Source organism: Kribbella sp. NPDC003505, assembly GCF_040610875.1.
In the GTDB taxonomy this organism is placed as follows: domain Bacteria; phylum Actinomycetota; class Actinomycetes; order Propionibacteriales; family Kribbellaceae; genus Kribbella.
Genome location: NZ_JBEXNA010000005.1, coordinates 54,333 through 70,984 on the forward strand (window position 1 = coordinate 54,333; position 16,652 = coordinate 70,984).

At 69.7% G+C, this 16,652-nt stretch carries 17 protein-coding genes; 12 read left to right on the plus strand and 5 right to left on the minus strand.

The annotated features are described in order from the left end of the window. The first annotated feature begins 186 nt into the window (after positions 1-186). From ABZX12_RS18105 to ABZX12_RS18115, 3 genes are read left to right on the plus strand one after another with little or no spacing between them, the layout of a single operon-like run. Positions 187-2,172 (plus strand): 2-oxoacid:acceptor oxidoreductase subunit alpha, encoded by a 1,986-nt coding sequence (locus tag ABZX12_RS18105; RefSeq protein ID WP_355694412.1) that lies wholly within the window; start codon positions 187-189, stop codon positions 2,170-2,172. Then, complete coding sequence (locus ABZX12_RS18110; RefSeq protein WP_355694413.1) at positions 2,169-3,248, plus strand: 2-oxoacid:ferredoxin oxidoreductase subunit beta; 1,080 nt, start codon at positions 2,169-2,171, stop codon at positions 3,246-3,248. Before ABZX12_RS18105 ends, ABZX12_RS18110 begins: the two co-directional genes overlap by 4 nt. Before the next feature lie 43 nt (positions 3,249-3,291). Then, entirely contained in the window at positions 3,292-3,810 is a 519-nt protein-coding gene (locus ABZX12_RS18115; RefSeq protein WP_355694415.1) for a hypothetical protein, read from the plus strand. Here the strand turns inward: ABZX12_RS18115 and ABZX12_RS18120 are convergent. Then, positions 3,774-4,457, minus strand: a complete 684-nt coding sequence (locus ABZX12_RS18120; RefSeq protein WP_355694417.1) for an HAD family hydrolase — start codon at positions 4,455-4,457, stop codon at positions 3,774-3,776. The two genes, ABZX12_RS18115 and ABZX12_RS18120, sit on opposite strands and share 37 nt — an antisense overlap. Further along, on the minus strand, positions 4,454-5,605 hold the full coding sequence (locus ABZX12_RS18125) for an alpha-hydroxy-acid oxidizing protein (RefSeq protein WP_355694419.1): 1,152 nt from the start codon (positions 5,603-5,605) through the stop codon (positions 4,454-4,456). The genes ABZX12_RS18120 and ABZX12_RS18125 overlap by 4 nt, the downstream gene beginning before the upstream one ends. A 70-nt stretch (positions 5,606-5,675) precedes the next feature. Here ABZX12_RS18125 and ABZX12_RS18130 point away from each other — a divergent pair, with 70 nt between their 5' ends. From ABZX12_RS18130 to ABZX12_RS18140, 3 genes are read left to right on the plus strand one after another with little or no spacing between them, the layout of a single operon-like run. Further along, complete coding sequence (locus ABZX12_RS18130) at positions 5,676-6,869, plus strand: MFS transporter (RefSeq protein WP_355694421.1); 1,194 nt, start codon at positions 5,676-5,678, stop codon at positions 6,867-6,869. 35 nt (positions 6,870-6,904) lie between these two features. Then, entirely contained in the window at positions 6,905-8,152 is a 1,248-nt protein-coding gene (locus ABZX12_RS18135) for a DUF445 domain-containing protein (protein WP_355694422.1), read from the plus strand. Then, a complete protein-coding gene (locus tag ABZX12_RS18140; protein WP_355694424.1) occupies positions 8,149-8,706 on the plus strand; it encodes a DUF402 domain-containing protein in 558 nt (185 codons plus the stop codon). Before ABZX12_RS18135 ends, ABZX12_RS18140 begins: the two co-directional genes overlap by 4 nt. Here the strand turns inward: ABZX12_RS18140 and ABZX12_RS18145 are convergent. Further along, positions 8,703-9,449 (minus strand): D-Ala-D-Ala carboxypeptidase family metallohydrolase, encoded by a 747-nt coding sequence (locus ABZX12_RS18145; protein ID WP_355694426.1) that lies wholly within the window; start codon positions 9,447-9,449, stop codon positions 8,703-8,705. The genes ABZX12_RS18140 and ABZX12_RS18145 overlap by 4 nt on opposite strands. A 136-nt stretch (positions 9,450-9,585) precedes the next feature. On the opposite strand from ABZX12_RS18145, the gene ABZX12_RS18150 reads away from it, so the two are divergent. Next, positions 9,586-10,125 (plus strand): SigE family RNA polymerase sigma factor, encoded by a 540-nt coding sequence (locus tag ABZX12_RS18150; protein WP_355694428.1) that lies wholly within the window; start codon positions 9,586-9,588, stop codon positions 10,123-10,125. Continuing rightward, positions 10,122-11,546: a hypothetical protein gene (locus tag ABZX12_RS18155; protein ID WP_355694429.1), complete on the plus strand. Its 1,425-nt coding sequence runs from the start codon at positions 10,122-10,124 to the stop codon at positions 11,544-11,546. Before ABZX12_RS18150 ends, ABZX12_RS18155 begins: the two co-directional genes overlap by 4 nt. A gap of 168 nt (positions 11,547-11,714) precedes the next feature. Here ABZX12_RS18155 and ABZX12_RS18160 read toward each other — a convergent pair whose 3' ends face one another. Then, entirely contained in the window at positions 11,715-12,467 is a 753-nt protein-coding gene (locus tag ABZX12_RS18160; protein ID WP_355694431.1) for a TIM barrel protein, read from the minus strand. Between the two features lie 144 nt (positions 12,468-12,611). Between ABZX12_RS18160 and rarD the strand changes: the two genes are divergently transcribed. From rarD to ABZX12_RS18180, 4 genes are all read left to right on the plus strand, one after another. Further along, positions 12,612-13,532, plus strand: coding sequence for an EamA family transporter RarD (rarD, locus tag ABZX12_RS18165; protein WP_355694433.1), 921 nt, complete (start codon positions 12,612-12,614; stop codon positions 13,530-13,532). Positions 13,533-13,601: 69 nt separating this feature from the next. Beyond that, positions 13,602-14,078: an Rrf2 family transcriptional regulator gene (locus ABZX12_RS18170; protein WP_355694435.1), complete on the plus strand. Its 477-nt coding sequence runs from the start codon at positions 13,602-13,604 to the stop codon at positions 14,076-14,078. A gap of 69 nt (positions 14,079-14,147) precedes the next feature. After that, positions 14,148-14,603, plus strand: coding sequence for a cupin domain-containing protein (locus ABZX12_RS18175; protein ID WP_355694437.1), 456 nt, complete (start codon positions 14,148-14,150; stop codon positions 14,601-14,603). 108 nt (positions 14,604-14,711) lie between these two features. Beyond that, entirely contained in the window at positions 14,712-16,358 is a 1,647-nt protein-coding gene (locus ABZX12_RS18180; RefSeq protein WP_355694439.1) for a hypothetical protein, read from the plus strand. A gap of 24 nt (positions 16,359-16,382) precedes the next feature. On the opposite strand, the gene ABZX12_RS18185 is transcribed toward ABZX12_RS18180, so the two are convergent. Beyond that, the gene (locus ABZX12_RS18185; RefSeq protein ID WP_355694441.1) at positions 16,383-16,595 is read right to left on the minus strand and encodes a hypothetical protein; all 213 of its coding nucleotides are present in this window, start codon (positions 16,593-16,595) and stop codon (positions 16,383-16,385) included. Positions 16,596-16,652 lie beyond the last annotated feature (57 nt).

Below are 16,652 nucleotides of genomic sequence, written 5' to 3' on the forward strand. Positions count from 1 at the left end.
GCACGGTGACACCTCGGCGTTACCGCACGATCTCGCCTTCTAACACCGTGTCCCAGGCTGTGGACCACCGGGGCTTCCGCATGGTTCCGTACTAAGGGCGAACTAATATTGGGGTTATCGCCCTGGACTGGGGGGATCGATCTGTCGTCCACGAGACGGCGGACCGACCCAAGCTTCGACTTGGAGATGAACAGAACAGTGACCATCGAGGTCAAGCAGCTCGACCGCGTGGTGATCCGCTTCGCCGGCGACTCCGGCGACGGGATGCAGCTCACGGGGGACAGGTTCACAGCGGAAACGGCATCGTTCGGCAATGATCTGTCGACGTTGCCCAACTTCCCCGCAGAGATCCGGGCACCAGCCGGGACCCTGCCGGGCGTCAGCTCCTTCCAACTCCACTTCGCCGATCACGACATCCTCACGCCGGGTGACGCACCCGACGTGTTGATCGCGATGAATCCGGCGGCGCTGAAGGCGAACCTCAAGGACGTGCCGCGCGGCCGGACCCTGATCGTCGACACCGCCGACTTCACCGCGCGCAACCTGAAGCGGATCGGGTACGACGAGAACCCGCTGGAGACCGGCGAGCTGGACGCGTACCACGTGGTCGCGCTGAACCTGACCGGCATGACGGTGGAGTCGGTCAAGGAGTTCGGGCTGACCCGCAAGGACGCGTCGCGGGCGAAGAACATGTATGCGCTCGGTCTGGTGTCCTGGCTGTTCCAGCGGCCGGTCGAGTCGACGATCACGTTCCTGGAGACCAAGTTCGCGAGCAAGCCGGACATCCGGGACGCGAACATCGCGGCCTTCCGGGCCGGCTACAACTTCGGCGAGACCGCCGAGGAGTTCTCGGTCCGGTACGAGGTGAAGCCGGCCAGCATGCCGAGCGGCACGTACCGCAACATCTCCGGCAACCTCGCGCTGGCGTACGGCCTGGTGGCGGGCGCCCAGCGGGCCGGGCTGCCGCTGGTCCTCGGCGCGTATCCGATCACGCCTGCGTCCGACGTACTGCACGAGCTGTCGAAGCTCAAGCGGTTCAACGTCACCACGATCCAGGCCGAGGACGAGATCGCCGGTGTCGGCGCCGCCCTGGGCGCGTCGTTCGGCGGGGCGCTCGGCGTCACCACGTCGTCCGGCCCGGGCATCAGCCTGAAGTCCGAGACGATCGGCCTCGGCGTGATGCTCGAGCTGCCGCTGGTGGTCTGCGACATCCAGCGCGCCGGCCCCTCGACCGGTATGCCGACCAAGACCGAGCAGGCCGACCTGCTGCAGGTGATGTTCGGCCGCAACGGCGAGGCGCCGCTGCCGGTGCTCGCTGCCCAGTCCCCCGCGGACTGCTTCGCGATCGCGATCGAGGCCGCCCGGATCGCGGTCACCTACCGCACGCCGGTGATCGTGCTGTCCGACGGCTACCTGGCCAACGGCTCCGAGCCGTGGCAGATCCCGGCCGTCGACGAGCTGCCCGCGATCGAGCCGAACTTCACGCTGGAGCCGAACGCGACCGGCGACGACGGCGCCCCGAAGTACCTCCCCTACCTGCGCGATCCGGAGACCCTCGCCCGAGCGTGGGCGGTGCCGGGGACGCCGGGTCTGGACCACCGGATCGGCGGTCTGGAGAAGGAGGACAAGACCGGGAACATCTCCTACGACCCGGCCAACCACGACCTGATGATCCGCACCCGGCAGGCGAAGGTGGACGCGGTCGCGCGGTCGATCCCGCCGGTCGAGGTCGACGACCCGGACGGTACGGCGAAGGTCCTGGTGCTCGGGTGGGGTTCGACGTACGGCCCGATCGGCGCCGGGGTGCGCCGGGTCCGCCGGGTCGGCGGCAAGGTCGCGCAGGCGCACCTGCGGCACCTGAACCCGTTCCCGGAGAACCTCGGCGACGTGCTGAAGTCGTACGACAAGGTCCTGGTCCCGGAGATGAACCTCGGCCAGCTGGCGCTGCTGCTGCGCTCGAAGTACCTGGTCGACGTGGTCTCCTACGCGCAGGTCCGCGGGATGCCGCTCGGCGCCGCGGAGCTGGCCGAGGTGATCGGCAACCTGGTCGAGGAGACCGCGGGGATCGACGACGACGCCCGCCACCTGGGGGCGGCCGCGGCTGCCGTCAAGCACGGCGAGGCACTGGCCGACCAGAACGGCCACGGCCACCTGAAGGAGGGAGCACGATGAGCACCGTCGAGCTCGGCATGCCGAGCCTGCCGAACGGTCTGCGCGGCGTCCCGGCCGCGACCGAGCCGCAGAACCGCAAGGAGTACGTGTCGGACCAGGAGGTCCGCTGGTGTCCCGGCTGCGGTGACTACGCGGTCCTCGCGGCCTTCCAGGGCTTCCTGCCCGAGCTGGGGATCAAGCGCGAGAACGTCGCGATCGTCTCCGGTATCGGCTGCTCGTCGCGGTTCCCGTACTACCTGTCGACGTACGGCATGCACTCGATCCACGGCCGCGCGCCGGCGATCGCGACCGGCCTGGCGACGGCCCGCCCGGACCTGAGCGTGTGGGTGGTGACCGGTGACGGCGACGCGCTGTCGATCGGCGGCAACCACCTGATCCACACCCTCCGGCGGAACGTGAACCTCAAGATCCTGCTGTTCAACAACCGGATCTACGGCCTCACCAAGGGGCAGTACTCGCCGACGTCGGAGCCCGGCAAGGTAACGAAGTCGACGCCGATGGGATCGGTGGACAACCCGTTCAACCCGGTGTCGCTGGCGCTCGGCGCGGAGGCGACGTTCGTGGCCCGGACGGTCGACTCCGACCGCAAGCACCTGACCTCGGTGCTGCGGGCCGCGGCCGAGCACCGCGGTACGGCGTTCGTGGAGATCTACCAGAACTGCCCGATCTTCAACGACAACGCGTTCGAGGCGTTCAAGGACCCGGAGACCCGGGACGACGCGATCATCCCGCTCGTGCACGGCGAACCGATCCGGTTCGGCACCGACGGGCGGCTCGGTGTGGTCCGCGACGGGTTCGCTTCGCTGGCCGTGAAGGAGATCGCCGACCTGCCGAACGGCGAGGCCGACCTGGTCGTGCACGACGCCCACACCGAGGACCCGGCGTACGCGTTCGCCCTGTCCCGCCTCACCGACGGCGGCGTGCTGCACCGAGCACCGGTCGGCGTGTTCCGGTCCGTCGAGCGTCCGTCGTACGACGACATGGTCCGCCAGCAGATCACCACCGCCCAGGAAGCCCAGGGCCCCGGCGATCTGCAGGCGCTCGTCACCGGTTCGGACACCTGGACGGTCAACTGATTGCGGCCACCTGGTGACCCCGGCCTCCGAGAGGCTTGGCCGTGTGATTGACATCAGCGATTCGATCGCCAAGAAGACGGTGAAGTTCGATCGGCCACTCAAGGGCAGCGAGGTGATCGAGGCGGTGCGGGCCGCGTGCGGTGACGACCGGTCGTTCGTGCAGCAGCATCGGTACGACGACGGTCATCTGTACGCCGTGGGGCGGTCGTCGTCGTACGAGTACGACAACGTGCTCGTCACGCCGAACAAGACCGACGCCTACATCCGGGCGGACGAGACGTACGACTCCGCGGTGGTCGTGAGTCACGATCTCGGCGGTGGGCAGCGGTACGGCGTTCGCGGGAGCGACGGCGCGGAGATCGAGGCCGTCCTTGAGTTCGCCGGGCAGCTGGAGCAGCACCTGCCGTCCGGGCGCCAGGAGGACCTCGGCCGTGGCCGTGACCCGTACGCACCGGCGGCCGGCGCCGTCGCCCGCCGGCCGGACGCCGCACCCGCTCCGCGCCAGGACGGCGCGGCGGCGAGCCATCAGCAGGGCCCCAAGTGGAGCAACCTCGCGCGCTGAACTCGGAGCAGATCGGTGAGCACGGTCCCGGCCGCGCGGTCCAGGTGGCGCGCGGCCAGGCCGGCTGCTCGGGCGGCCAGGACGTCCAGGTCGAGGTTGTCGCCGATCATCAGTACGTCGGACGGCTCGCAGCCGAGCGCTTCGCAGACGCGCTGATAGGCCAGCGGATCGGGCTTGCTGACGCCGAGTGACTCGGACGTGCACACCACGTCGACGAGCTCCGCCAGCCCGGTCGCGGCCAGCTTGGCGTTCTGTTGGGTCGTGCTGCCGTTGGTGAGTACGCCGATCCGCCATCCGTTGCCGCGAGCAACTTCCAGGGCCCGGCGGGCGTCCGGGTAGGCGGTCCAGCTGGCCCGGTAGAGTCTGAGGTACCGCTCGAAGAACTCGTCCTGCGCGTCCTCGGCCGACGGCACCGGGTGGCCGATCAGCGGCAGGAACTCGTGCAGCCTGGCGCGCCGCTGGCCCTGGTGCGTGAGTTCACCGGAGAGCCAGCGCGGGTAGACGCGGTCCTCGATCACGAACCACTCGGCGACCAGCTCGTCGGACGGCGGAACGCCCAGCTCCGCCACCCAGCGGCGAAGGGCGGTCGTCGCCGAGCCCGTGTGATCGAACAGTGTGTTGTCCAGATCGAACACGACCGCCTTCACGCGCGGACCACCGAGTCGCGGTTGAGTTCTCGGTGGTTGGCGTAGCCGGAGAGGGCGAGGGTGAGGTCGAGTTCGGCGAGGAAGCAGCGCAGGACGTGTTCGACTCCGGCTCGGCCGGCCAGGGCGAGGCCGTAGAGGAGCGGGCGGCCGAGGAGAACCGCCTTGGCGCCCAGGGCGAGAGCCTTCGCCGCGTCGGATCCGGTGCGGATGCCGGAGTCGAAGAGGATCGTCAGCTGTTCACCGACCGCGTCCGCGATCGCCGGCAGCGCGTCCAGTGCCGCGATCGCGCCGTCGACCTGGCGGCCGCCGTGGTTCGAGACCACGACGCCGTCCACGCCGTGCTCGGCCGCGAGCTTGGCGTCCTCGACGTGGGTGATGCCCTTGAGCACGATCGGCCCGTCCCAGTTGTCGCGCAGGAACGACAGGTCGTCCCAGGACAGCCCGACGTTCGGGAACATCTGCGCCCAGTGCATCACCGCCGCGCCGGCGTCCTCGTCGATCGGCTTGGCCAGCTTCGCCCGGAACGCCGGGTCGCTGAAGTAGTTCGCCAGGCCCTCGCCCTTCAGGAACGGCAGGAACCCGCGGTCCAGGTCGGCCGGCCGCCAGCCGATCGTCCCGGTGTCGAGCGTGACCACCAGGACGGCGTACCCCGCGGCCTTGGCGCGCTGCAGGAAACTCAGGCAGACGTCCCGGTCGGTCGGGTAGTAGAGCTGGAACCACTTGTTCGAGGCCTCGATCTGCTCGATCGCGTGACTCGCCTGCGTCGAATGCGTGTAGGTGAGGCCGAGGGTGTCGGCCGCGCGGGCGGTCGCCAGCTCGCCGTCCGGGTGCGCGAGCGTCTGGACACCGATCGGCGCGACCAGCACCGGCGCCGGCATCGGCGTCCCGAGGATCCGGCAGGACAGGTCGCGCTCGGTGCTGCCGCGAAGCATCCGCGGCACCAGCCGCCAGCGGTCGAAAGCGGCCCGGTTCGCCCACGCGGTGGAGCCTTCGCCGGCGCTCGGCACGATGTACCCCATCGCCTCGGCCGGCAGCTTCCCGGCGGCCTGCGACTCCAGCCGCGCCAGGTCGGTGGTGATCTCCGGCGTCACCCCCTGCAGCATGCCCTGCAGGTAGATCTGCAACTGGTAGTCCCCGAAGTTGGCCATGCCGGATGCTTTCACAACGCCATGACATCCGTCAGCAGCGTGTTTGCGACAATCAGGTGTGAAAAGTTCAGTGGCTCCTGACGAGCGCACGGCGCGGCACGTCAACCTGGCGTTGTTCGCGCTGGCGACCGGCGGCTTCGCGATCGGGACCACCGAGTTCGTCACGATGGGGCTGCTGCCGCAGATCGCCGACGGCGTCCAGATCTCGATCCCGACGGCCGGGCACGTCGTCTCGGCGTACGCGCTGGGGGTCGTGGTCGGCGCCCCGCTGATCGCGGCGCTCGGCGCGCGGACCGGACGGAAACGGTTGCTGCTCGGGCTGATGGCCGTCTTCGTGGCCGGCAACGTGCTGTCGTCGGTTGCCTCGAACTACGAGTTCCTGCTGGCCGCGCGGTTCCTGTCCGGCCTGCCGCACGGCGCGTTCTTCGGGATCGGCGCGGTGGTCGGCGCGTCGATGGTGCCGCCGGGCCGGCGGGCGCGCGCGGTGTCGATGACGATGGTCGGACTCCCGGTTGCCAACATCATCGGCGTACCGGTCACGACGTTGCTGGGCCAGCGACTCGGGTGGCAGGTGCCCTTCCTCGCGGTCGGCGTCCTCGGCCTGCTGACGCTGGTCGCCGTCTGGTTCTGGGTGCCGCCGCAGCCGGTCGGGAGCGACGTGAACGTGCGCAGCGAGCTCAGCGCACTGGCCCGGCCGCAGGTGTGGATGGCGTTGCTGGTCGGGATGGTCGGCTTCGGCGGCATGTTCGCGACCTACTCGTACATCACGCCGACGATGACGGAACTGTCCGGTTTCTCCGAGTCCGCCGTGACGATCGTGCTCGGCGTGTACGGCGTCGGCATGACGGTCGGCACCGTCCTCGGCGGCCGACTGGCCGACCGCTCACTGATGGGCAGCGTGTACGGCGGGCTGGTCGCGGTGGCCGTCGTACTCGGAATGTTCGGCTGGCTGGCGCAGAGCAAGCCGGGGGCGCTGGTCGCGGTGTTCGCCCTGGGGTGCTCGGCGAGCATCCTGGTACCCGCGCTGCAGACCCGCCTGATGGACGTCGCGCACGAGGGCCAGTCGCTGGCCGCGTCGCTGAACCACTCCACGCTCAACATCGCCAACGCGCTCGGCGCCTGGCTCGGCGGCGTCGTCCTCGCCGCCGGCTACGGCTACGAATGGCCGAGCCGCCTCGGCGCCGGCCTCGCGGTGGCCGGCCTCGCCCTGGCCGCGATCTCCGGCCTGATGGAGCGCCGGGGGTCGACTCAGGTACTTGCCTGAGGGTTTCGTCACCGCTCACTTGGTTAGATCAAGGTATGGCGACCTTGACGTTGGGCGCCGCCGATCTGGTACGGCGGCGCGGGCTGCGGCGGATGCGCTCGGTGGCATTGTCGCTGCTGGTGCTGGCCGCGGCGATCTATGTGGCGACCCTGCACCGCGACGGCGGCTGGGCGTACCTCAACGCGGCGGCCGAGGCGGCGATGGTGGGTGCGCTGGCCGACTGGTTCGCGGTGACCGCGCTGTTCCGGCGGCCGCTCGGGCTGCCGATCCCGCACACCGCGATCGTGCCGACGCGCAAGGACAGCCTGGCCGAGAGCCTGGAGCAGTTCGTCACCGAGAACTTCCTCTCCGAGGAGGTCGTCGCGGAGAAGATGCGCACGGCGGCGGTGAGCCGGCGGGCCGGTGAGTGGCTGGCCGCCGGGAACCACGCCGAGCGGATCGTGGCCGAGGGCGCGCGGACGGTCGGGGCGGCGCTGCCGAAGCTCGGCGACGAGGACGTGACGGCCTTCGTCCGCGGGTCGTTGCTGCCGCGGTTCGTGAAGGAGCCGTTGAGCCCGATCGCGGGCCACTTCGTGGAGTCGGTGGTGAAGGACGGCGCCCATCACGCGCTGTTCGACCTGCTGCTCGTGGAGGCGTACGACTGGCTGGCCGCCAACCGTGACCTGCTGGCCGACGTCGTCGGGCCGCGGGCGCCGCGCTGGTCGCCGCAGTGGGTCGACCGGCTGGTCATCGACCGGATCCACCGCGAGGCGCTCGCCTGGCTGGCCGACGTCCGGGACAACCAGTCGCATCCGGCGCGGCGCGCGGTCGACCGGCTGCTCGGGCAGCTGGCCGACGACCTGCAGCACGACCCGGACACGATGGCGCGGTTCGAGGCGTGGAAGGCGCGAATGCTGACGCACCCGGACATGGGCTCGAGCCTGGCCGCCGTCTGGGACGCGATGCGCACAGCGCTGATCGACGCGATCAACGACCCGGACAGCACGCTCCGGACCCGGGCGATCCGGGCGCTGCAGGATCTCGGCAAGCGGCTGCAGGACGAGGAGGGGCTGCGCGCGAAGGTCGACGCCCGGGCGAGCGAGGCCGTCGGGTACGTCGTGCGCACGTACGGCCGCGAGATCGTCTCGGTCATCTCCGACACCATCGAGCGCTGGGACGGCCGCGAGGCCGCCGCCCGGATCGAGCTGCACGTCGGCCGCGACCTGCAGTTCATCCGCATCAACGGCACCGTGGTCGGCGCCCTCGTCGGCCTGACCATCCACACCCTCAGCCAGCTGCTGTGACCCCGACCTACATCCGCAAGCGCAAGCGCCCGCGCGGTTCGGGCCTGTGGCCGGCGTACCTGCTCGACACCGATGCCTTCGGCACCTGGTTCTACACACCGACGCGTTCGCTGTTCCGCGCCGACGACGGCGAGTTCTGCGAGATGGCCCAACTCGGCCCGGGCGGGCCGGGCGAGCACTGCGTACAGCTCGCACCGCACGACGGGTGGTGGTTCGCCTACTTCCGGCAGAGCGGACTCCTGCACGTCGACGTGAGTACGACGCCGGCGCTGGTCGGGGCCGAGTGGACGTTCGACGACCTGGAGCTGGACCCGTTTCGGCAGCCGGACGGAACGATCGGCACCGAGGACTGGGAGGAGCTCGCCGAATCTCACGCGGCCGGTCTGATCAGCGATGCCGAGCGGGACGCGGCCGAGGACGCCGCGCGCGGTCTGGAGCGAGACTTCGCGGCCGGCGTGGAGCCGTTCGGACAGGTCGGCTGGGAGCGGCTGGCCGCGGCGGTAGCTCTCGGGCTACCGCCGCTGACCGAATTCGGGGACCGTCCGCTGGATTAGATGCCGCAGTTCGGGGCGCTCCAGCTGTTGGAGGTGCGGATGTCGACGTGGGTGTGGTCGTTGTGGCCGGGGTAGCCGGGGCCGAAGATGCCGCCGAAGCCGTGGTAGCGGGCCTGCTTGGCGAGCGTGCACAACGACGGGTTGCCGACCAGGTCGGCGGACCGGCCGTACAGGTGCTGGCTGTCGCTGGCGCCACCGACCTGGCTGTTGCACGAGTAGCTGCGGAAACCGCTGCTGATGTTGAGCGGCACGTCGCCGAGTGCGTGCCGCATCGCCTCCAGGTGCCACATCGTCTCGAGCGCGTTGGCCCTGGTCGCCGCCTCGGACAGCGGGCCGCCGTCGTACCCGGACCCGCCGCAGCCGTCGTCGAGCTCGGCGTACGTGAAGTGGATCGGCGTGCAGTCGTCGTCCTGCAGCGCATAGATCTTGCTGAACGTGGCGGACCCGGCGATGCCGTCCTGGGCCAGCCCGTACGCCGCCTGGAAGCGCTGCACGGCGGCCTTCGTGGCCGGGCCGAACTCGCCGTCGATCGCCAGGTGCGCGCCGTACCCGGGATAGCCGGAAACACGGATCTGCAACTGCCGGACGTCAGTTCCGGACATGCCCTGGCTGAGCGTCCGGCCCCACGTGTAACAGCCGTCGGCGTGCGCGACGGTCGCGGAAACGACTTGCGACGCGGTCAGCGTCGCCAGGAACAACAGGAGGACGGCCAGTAAGCGCGGTAACGGCCTGGTCAGGGACATCGGACACCTCCGGGGCGGTGAAGGAACCTCTCTCGGACAGGATTCCGTCACTTTCCGCCGTTTGACCAGTACTCGGCGGAACTTTCCGCCAAACTGCCGGGCAACTTTCCGGGGTGGCCGGGTGGTCCCTCAGGATGTGAGCATCGACGACGGTGTACTGGCCACGGGGGTGACCGCGGTGCGCGACGGCACGGAGAGCTTCGACCGGTTCGTCGCCGCCCGCTCGCGGGCCTTGCTACGGACCGCCTACCTGTTGACCCGTGACCACGCGCTCGCCGAGGACCTCGTCCAGACCGCGCTGGCCAAGGCCTGGTTCCACTGGTCCCGGATCCGCGAGGACAACCCGGAGCCGTACGTCCGGCGGATCCTGGTCACGACGTACGCCTCCTGGTGGCGGCGCCGCTGGAACGGTGAGATCCCGACCGAGGAGCTGCCCGACGCGCCGACCCCGAGCGACGCGGACGGGCTCGACCTGTGGGACGCCATCGGCCGTCTCCCCCGCCGGCAGCGCGCGGTCGTCGTCCTCCGCTTCTACGAGGACCTCACCGAGGCCGAGACGGCCCGGCTGATGGGCAGCTCCGTCGGCACCGTGAAGAGCCAGACCGCCAAGGCCCTCGCCAGGCTCCGCCTCGACCCCGCCATCGCCACCCCGGCAGATCTGGAGACGCCGCGATGAACCTCCAGGACCTCCGCGACGAGCTCAGCAGTCGCGCCGCTGACGCCGACCACCACGCCGGCGACCCGCTCCCCGGCGTACAGCGGAAGATCCGCCGCACCAAGCGGCGCCGCGCCGTCACGGCACTCGGCGCCGCCGCCGTCCTCGCGGCCGTCGCCGCCGGGCTCGCCCCGACCCTGACCTCGACGACGCCACCGGCCGACACGCCGCCCGCGGACTACACCCGCGACGGCCAGACGGTCCCCGGCACGGTCCGCAACGACAAGTTGCTCAAGGCATGGATCGGCGACCGCGGCCAGGACAAGGTGTCGTTCGTCTGGACACCGACGACGGACTCGATCGCACTGCACTCCAACTGTGAGACCACCGGCAGCGGCATGTTCGCGATCCGCTACACGATCAACGGCTGGTACGTCGGTTCGGGCGTGTGCGACACCGGCCCGGACGCCTGGTCGATGGGCAGCACCGCCACGGTCGAGCCCGACGATGCCCTCTGGCTGGACTCACCCGTCGGGAAGCCGGCCCGGGTGACCGCCGAAGTGGTCGACATGGACACCCACCGGACCGACGCGGAGAATGCCCGGATCTCGCTCGGCATCTACTCCACGGAGCCGGCCTCGGTCGTCAACGGCGCCCCAGTCCGCATCGCGCCGCCCGGTCCGGACGACTATCGCAAGGACGGCCTGACCTACCGGACGAGGATCGGCGGCAACACCCTGGCCGCCGCGCAGATCGGGGACCCGGGTCAGAACGAGGTGCGCTTCAGCTTCACCGCGACCGGAGCCAAGCTGGTCCTGCACGACTTCTGTACGGCGAACGCCGGCTCGGACTCCGCGGACCCACCGTACGCGGTGTCGATGCGCATCGGCGGCCGGCCCTACGGGTCCATCTGCCAGGCTGCCTCCGTCGACGCGGGCTCGCAGGGCAGCAGCCTGACCGTCGACTCGCCGGTGCCGGCCGGGCAGCGCGTCGACGTGGTCGCGCGCGTTGTGCCGACCCACCCGAAGGGCCCGGCGGTCCCGTCGAACGTCCGGCTCGGACTCGGCGTGTACTTCGAGGGGCCGCAGCGCGTCGTCGACGGGACGCAGCTCCCGGAGCGGACCGAGATCGGCGGTTACACGTACAGGCTCGCCGAGCTGAAGACCGCACCCGCCCCCGACGGCCGGCTGACGACCGAGACCCCCGCGGACCGGCCGTACGTGGTGGCCTACAGCGCCTCGGCGCTCGGCACCGGCCGGTTCCGGACCGCACTCACGGTCGGCGAGACCGAGATGAGCGCCGAAGTCGCGGCGGGCGCCGCCGGCCCGGGCGTCGGCTGGGACCCGCACGGCGCCGGCCCGGCCGGGCACGCCACGCTGACGATCTCCGAGGACAAGCCCACGAAGGGCACCTTGATCCTCGCGATCTACGTGCCCGACTAGGGCATGTCTGATAATCCAGCGCCGTCGCGAGGAGGTGCTCGGTGCGGTAGCTCGGCGTGCGGGAGCGAAGGTCTCGATGCGGCGCATCGTGGCCTTTGCTCACGTGCGGCGAGCTGCCGTGCCGAGTGCCCCGCAGTAGGCGCTGGATTATCAGACATGCCCTAGGGCCTAGACCCAGCTGTGCAGGTCCGCGGCGTCCTTGGTGAGCTGGTCGGGCGAGTCGTCGGCGACGAACTCGAGCAGCGCGTTGATCTCGCGGGGCTCGGCCGCCAGGCGGTCCAGGACCGGGCGCCACAGTGACTCCCGAGCCGCGAGCGGCAGCCGGTTGTTCGACGGCCACCACGAGAAAACGTGCACCGTGCTCAGCCAGGGCATCAACGACTCGAGCTGCTGCAGGCACGCCGCGTCGTCGAGGTCGACCGGCGGCTGCCAGTACGTCGTGAGGTTCGGCGCGCCCACGTCGAGCAGCAGGGTGATCGTCGAGTCGACCTCGTCGGTCAGCGTGTTGCGGTGGAACTCCATCGCGATCTCGATCCCCGCGCCGGCGGCCATGTCGGCGAGCTCACCCAGGCCGCGGGTCACCGCCATCCGGTCCCCGACGCCCGCGTCCGCCGTACCGACGTTGCCGGCCCAGACCCGGATCCGGGGCGCGCCGAGCGCCTGGGCGGTGGCGACCGCGGAGCGCATCTCCTCGCGGTCGACGCTGCCGGCCCGCAGGTACGAGCCGTACGCCGCGACCTGCAGGCCGTGCACCTCGGTCAGGTTGCGGACCCGCTTGGCGTTGACCAGATTGCCGAGCGGGACGTGCACGTCACCGCCCCACTCGATCGCCGCGAGCCCCGACTTCGCCGCCACCTCCACCACCTGGTCGACCGGCAACTGGCGAAACGTCACCGAGACCAGACCGGTCCTCACACCCACGCGCGCCTCCTGGTGTCCACCCCTCCATCCAACCGCATCACACCAGCGGCCTCACGCCCCGCGTCAGCCGATGGACGGGCCGTGGCCGTCTCACGTCATGAGCAAAGCCGGTGGATGCGAATGTCAGGCGATTAGGCTGGCCGGGTGCCGGAACAGCGACGAGGGTTCATCTACGGGTTCGCCGCCTATCTGATCTGGGGGCTGTTCCCGCTGTACTGGAAGCTTCTCGACCAGTCCGGCCCGCTCGAACTGCTCGCCCACCGGGTGCTCTGGTCGCTGGTGACGCTCGTCGTCCTGGTCGCAATGCTGCGCAAGTTCGCCGCGGTGAAGGCCCTGCTCGCGGAGCCGCGCCGGCGGTGGCCGTTGATCGCGGCGGCGTTCCTGATCTCGGCGAACTGGGGGACCTACATCTGGGGCGTGCGCACCGGTCACGTCGTGGAGACCTCGCTCGGCTACTTCATCACGCCGCTGTTCACGGTCCTGCTCGGCGTCTTCGTCCTGAAGGAACACCTCCGCCCGGTCCAGTGGACGGCGCTCGGGATCGCGTTCGTGGCCGTCGCCGGCCTGACGATCGAGAACGGGCGGCCGCCGTGGGTGGCGATCATCCTGACCTTCTCGTTCGGGTTCTACGGGCTGGCGAAGAAGCAGGCCGGCGCCGGCGCGATCGAGGGGATGGCGATCGAGTCCGGCACCGTCGTACCGTTCGCGATCGCGGGGATCGTCGCGCTCGGGATACACGGCGACACGACGGTCACCGAGCACGGGACGGCGTACCTCGTGCTGGTGATCCTGACCGGGCCGATCACGGCCGTACCGCTGCTGCTCTTCGGCGCCGCGGCGACCCGCAGTTCGATGACGACGCTCGGGCTGCTGAACTACATCGCGCCGATCATGCAGTTCGTCTTCGGCCTGGTGGTCTTCCGCGAGCACATGACTGCGATGCGCTGGCTGGGCTTCGGCCTGGTGTGGCTCGCGCTGGCGCTGTTCACCGTCGACAGTTTGCGCACCCGCCGCCGCCGGACGGTCGCCCTCGAACGTACGGCGGTGACCGCGTCGGCGGTCTGACTTGCCGGGCATCTCATCGGCTCAGGTCTCTCTTGACGCACCGTATTCAGGACATCTAATATCCAGATTATGCGGATGAACGAAGGCGTCGAGTGGGTGATGCACAGCTGCGTGAATCTGAGCTGGATCCCCGGCGAGGCGGTCACCGCCAAGCGGCTCGCGGCCTTCTACGACCTGCCCACGGCCTATCTGAACAAGCAGCTCCAGGCGCTCACCCGGGCCGGCATCCTCACGTCGGTCTCGGGACCGAAGGGCGGCTTCCAGCTGGCTCGCGACCCGCGTGACATCAGCCTGCTCGACATCGTCGTCGCGATCGACGGGCCCGACGAAGCGTTCCGCTGCACGCAGATCCTGAAGGGCGGCCCGGGCGCGGACGCGAAGGCCGATTACACCAAGGTCTGCGTGATCTCGCAGGCGATGCGCGGCGCCGAGCTGACCTACCGCCGCGAGCTCGCGGACCGGTCGATCGCGGACATCGCCGACGGGGTGGTCCGCCTCAACCCGGAGGCCCCCGGCAACACCCGGAACAGGTTCGCCAACCTCTGAGCCTCCTCCCGCGACCTGCTCTCATGCATCGATTCTGGACATTCAATATCCCGAACAAAGGAGACTCCGATGACCGTACTGATCCGCGCCGGTGAAGCCGAGACGTTGTCCGCGAGCGGAGTCACGTTGCTGGCCGACGTGAGCGACACCGGCGGGCACCTGACCAGCCACCGGTCGATCTTCCGGCCCGGCACGGAAGGCGCTCCCCCGCACCTGCACCGCGAGGCCGCCGAACTGTTCTTCGTTCTCGGTGGTACGTTGCGCGTCCTCACCGGCGAGAAGCTCGTCGAACTGAACCAGGGCGACTACCTGCTCGTTCCGCCGGGCACGCCGCACGCGTTCGAGGCCGCGGGCAACGAAACGGCCGAGGTCCTCTTCGTCCTCACCAACGCCAAGCCCCGCTTCGGCTACTACCGCCTCCTCGAATCCGCCTACCGAGGCGAAACCGACTGGCCCGAGGTAGCCAAGACCAGCGACCTCTACGACAACCACTACGTCGAAAGCCCAACCTGGCAGAACCGCTGACGACATTCGGCCGGCCGGCGGCCATCCTGGCCCATTCACCTTACGCACAAGGGATTCCCAGCCATTGCCGGTTTGGCCGTAACCTGTTCGTGATCTACAATCGAACACATGTTCGAGTCCGATCTGGATGAACTCAGCGACACGGCCTTGCTGGCCGCGGCCGCTGAGTACGGTCGAGATCAGGAACACGCCGCGGTCGGGGTCTTGCGGGCAGCGCTGGCGTTCGCGGACCGCAATGCCACGATTCCGGGTTACCAGCGGCTGCCCGGGTGTGAGCGGTTCGTCGTGTACGGCGGTGACGGCTGTCCGGAGGTGGCGGAGTTCGCGCCGGTCGAGTTCGGTGCCGTGCTGGGCATGTCGAGTGGTGCGGCGGCCTCGTTGATGGGCGAGGCGCTGGCGCTGCGGCACCGGCTGCCTCGCGTATGGGCAGCGGTGCTGTCCGGGCACGCGCTCAGCTGGCGCGCCCGCAAGATCGCCGAGGCGTGCCTGTCGCTGTCCTTGGAGGCCGCAGCGATCGTGGACCGCAGGGTTGCGGGGATCGTGAACACCGTCACTCCGCGCAAGCTCAAGTCCATCGCCAGCGCGGCGATCTGGGAAGCCGATCCCGAGCAGGCCAACGCGAATGCAGAGGCGGCCGCCAAGGCCCGCGGTGTGTTCGTCGCTCAATCCGATGAGCACGGCACCAAACGGATCTGGGTGCGCGCAGCCGCCGGCGATGTGATCCGGTTCGATGCCACCATTGACGATCTGGCCTGGGCCCTGAAGATGCTCGGCGATACCGACGGCCTCGATCAGCGCCGGGCGAAGGCGATCGGCTGGATCTGCGATCCCGCCGCCGCGAACCAGTTGATCGAGGTCGCACGCCATCTCGCCCGCACCCGTCCCACAGCCACAACCGCGCCAGGCGAACCGGCCCGCACGGACGCTACGGACACCGCTGCACCAGATACCGAGGCGAATCACGCCGACTGTTCCGACGGCATGGACGCGTTCACGCGGCAGGCGCTGGGCGGGAGCCTGCCGGCTCGGCTGGCCACGATCAAATGCGATGCCTACAGCAACGGTCTTGGCGCAGCGAGCGGCGGACCCGGCCGCCGGCGCCAACACACGCTGTATGTGCACCTCACCGACAAGACTCTTGCCACCGGCACCGGCGTACTTCGGGTCGAGGACCTCGGCCCCCTGCTCGCTAGCCAACTCAGCGAACTGCTCGGACACGACCAGGTGATCATCAAGCCCGTGATCGACCTGCACGACCAAGTCAGCGTGCACAGCTATGAGATCCCCGACCGCATCCGCGAACGCGTCCGCCTACGGCACCCGGTCGACATGTTCCCGTACAGCGGCGCCGAAGCCACGGTCTCGATGGATCAGGACCACATCAGGCCGTACGACCACACTGGCCCAGCACCAGCACCTGTGCGGCCAGCGCCTGCGGCACCGATGCGGTCGGCATCGGCAAGGCCACCGGGCTCAACGCGCCCACCTGCGACTCCGGTCCCGCGCGCCGGAGCGCGGACACCTGGCCGGAGACGCTCACTGGACGGCACCGGCTTGCCCGGTCAAACCAGCGTCGACAACCTCATACCGCAGAGCCGGCTCCATCACCGCGCCAAAACCTTCGGCGGCTGGAGAAGCCGACGCCTGCCCACCGGCGGAATCGAATGGACCAGCCCGCACGGATTCCGCTTCGTCGTCGACCACACCGGCACACACCAAGTCCCACCTCGGCCACACCCACACGCCGGCCCCTGAAGTTGGGCTTCGGAGGTTGCCGACTCAGCGCTGGGGTGGGTATTGGGCGGCCTGACGCGCGAGGTCGGCGGCCAGTGCCTGGACCTCAGCAGCGGGCGGGCTGCCTTTGTCGTCCGCTTGTTCGAGCTTGGTCTCGATCACCACGTTGTCGAACAGGCTCTCGACGCCGACACCCGAGGTGTCCTCGGAGTTGAGGTAGCTGTCGTACAGGTACCAGTAGGACTGGTCGTCGTACACGAGCGCGGTGACCCCGTGGCCGTCGTCCCACCCACACCGAGCGGCGGTTCACTCAGG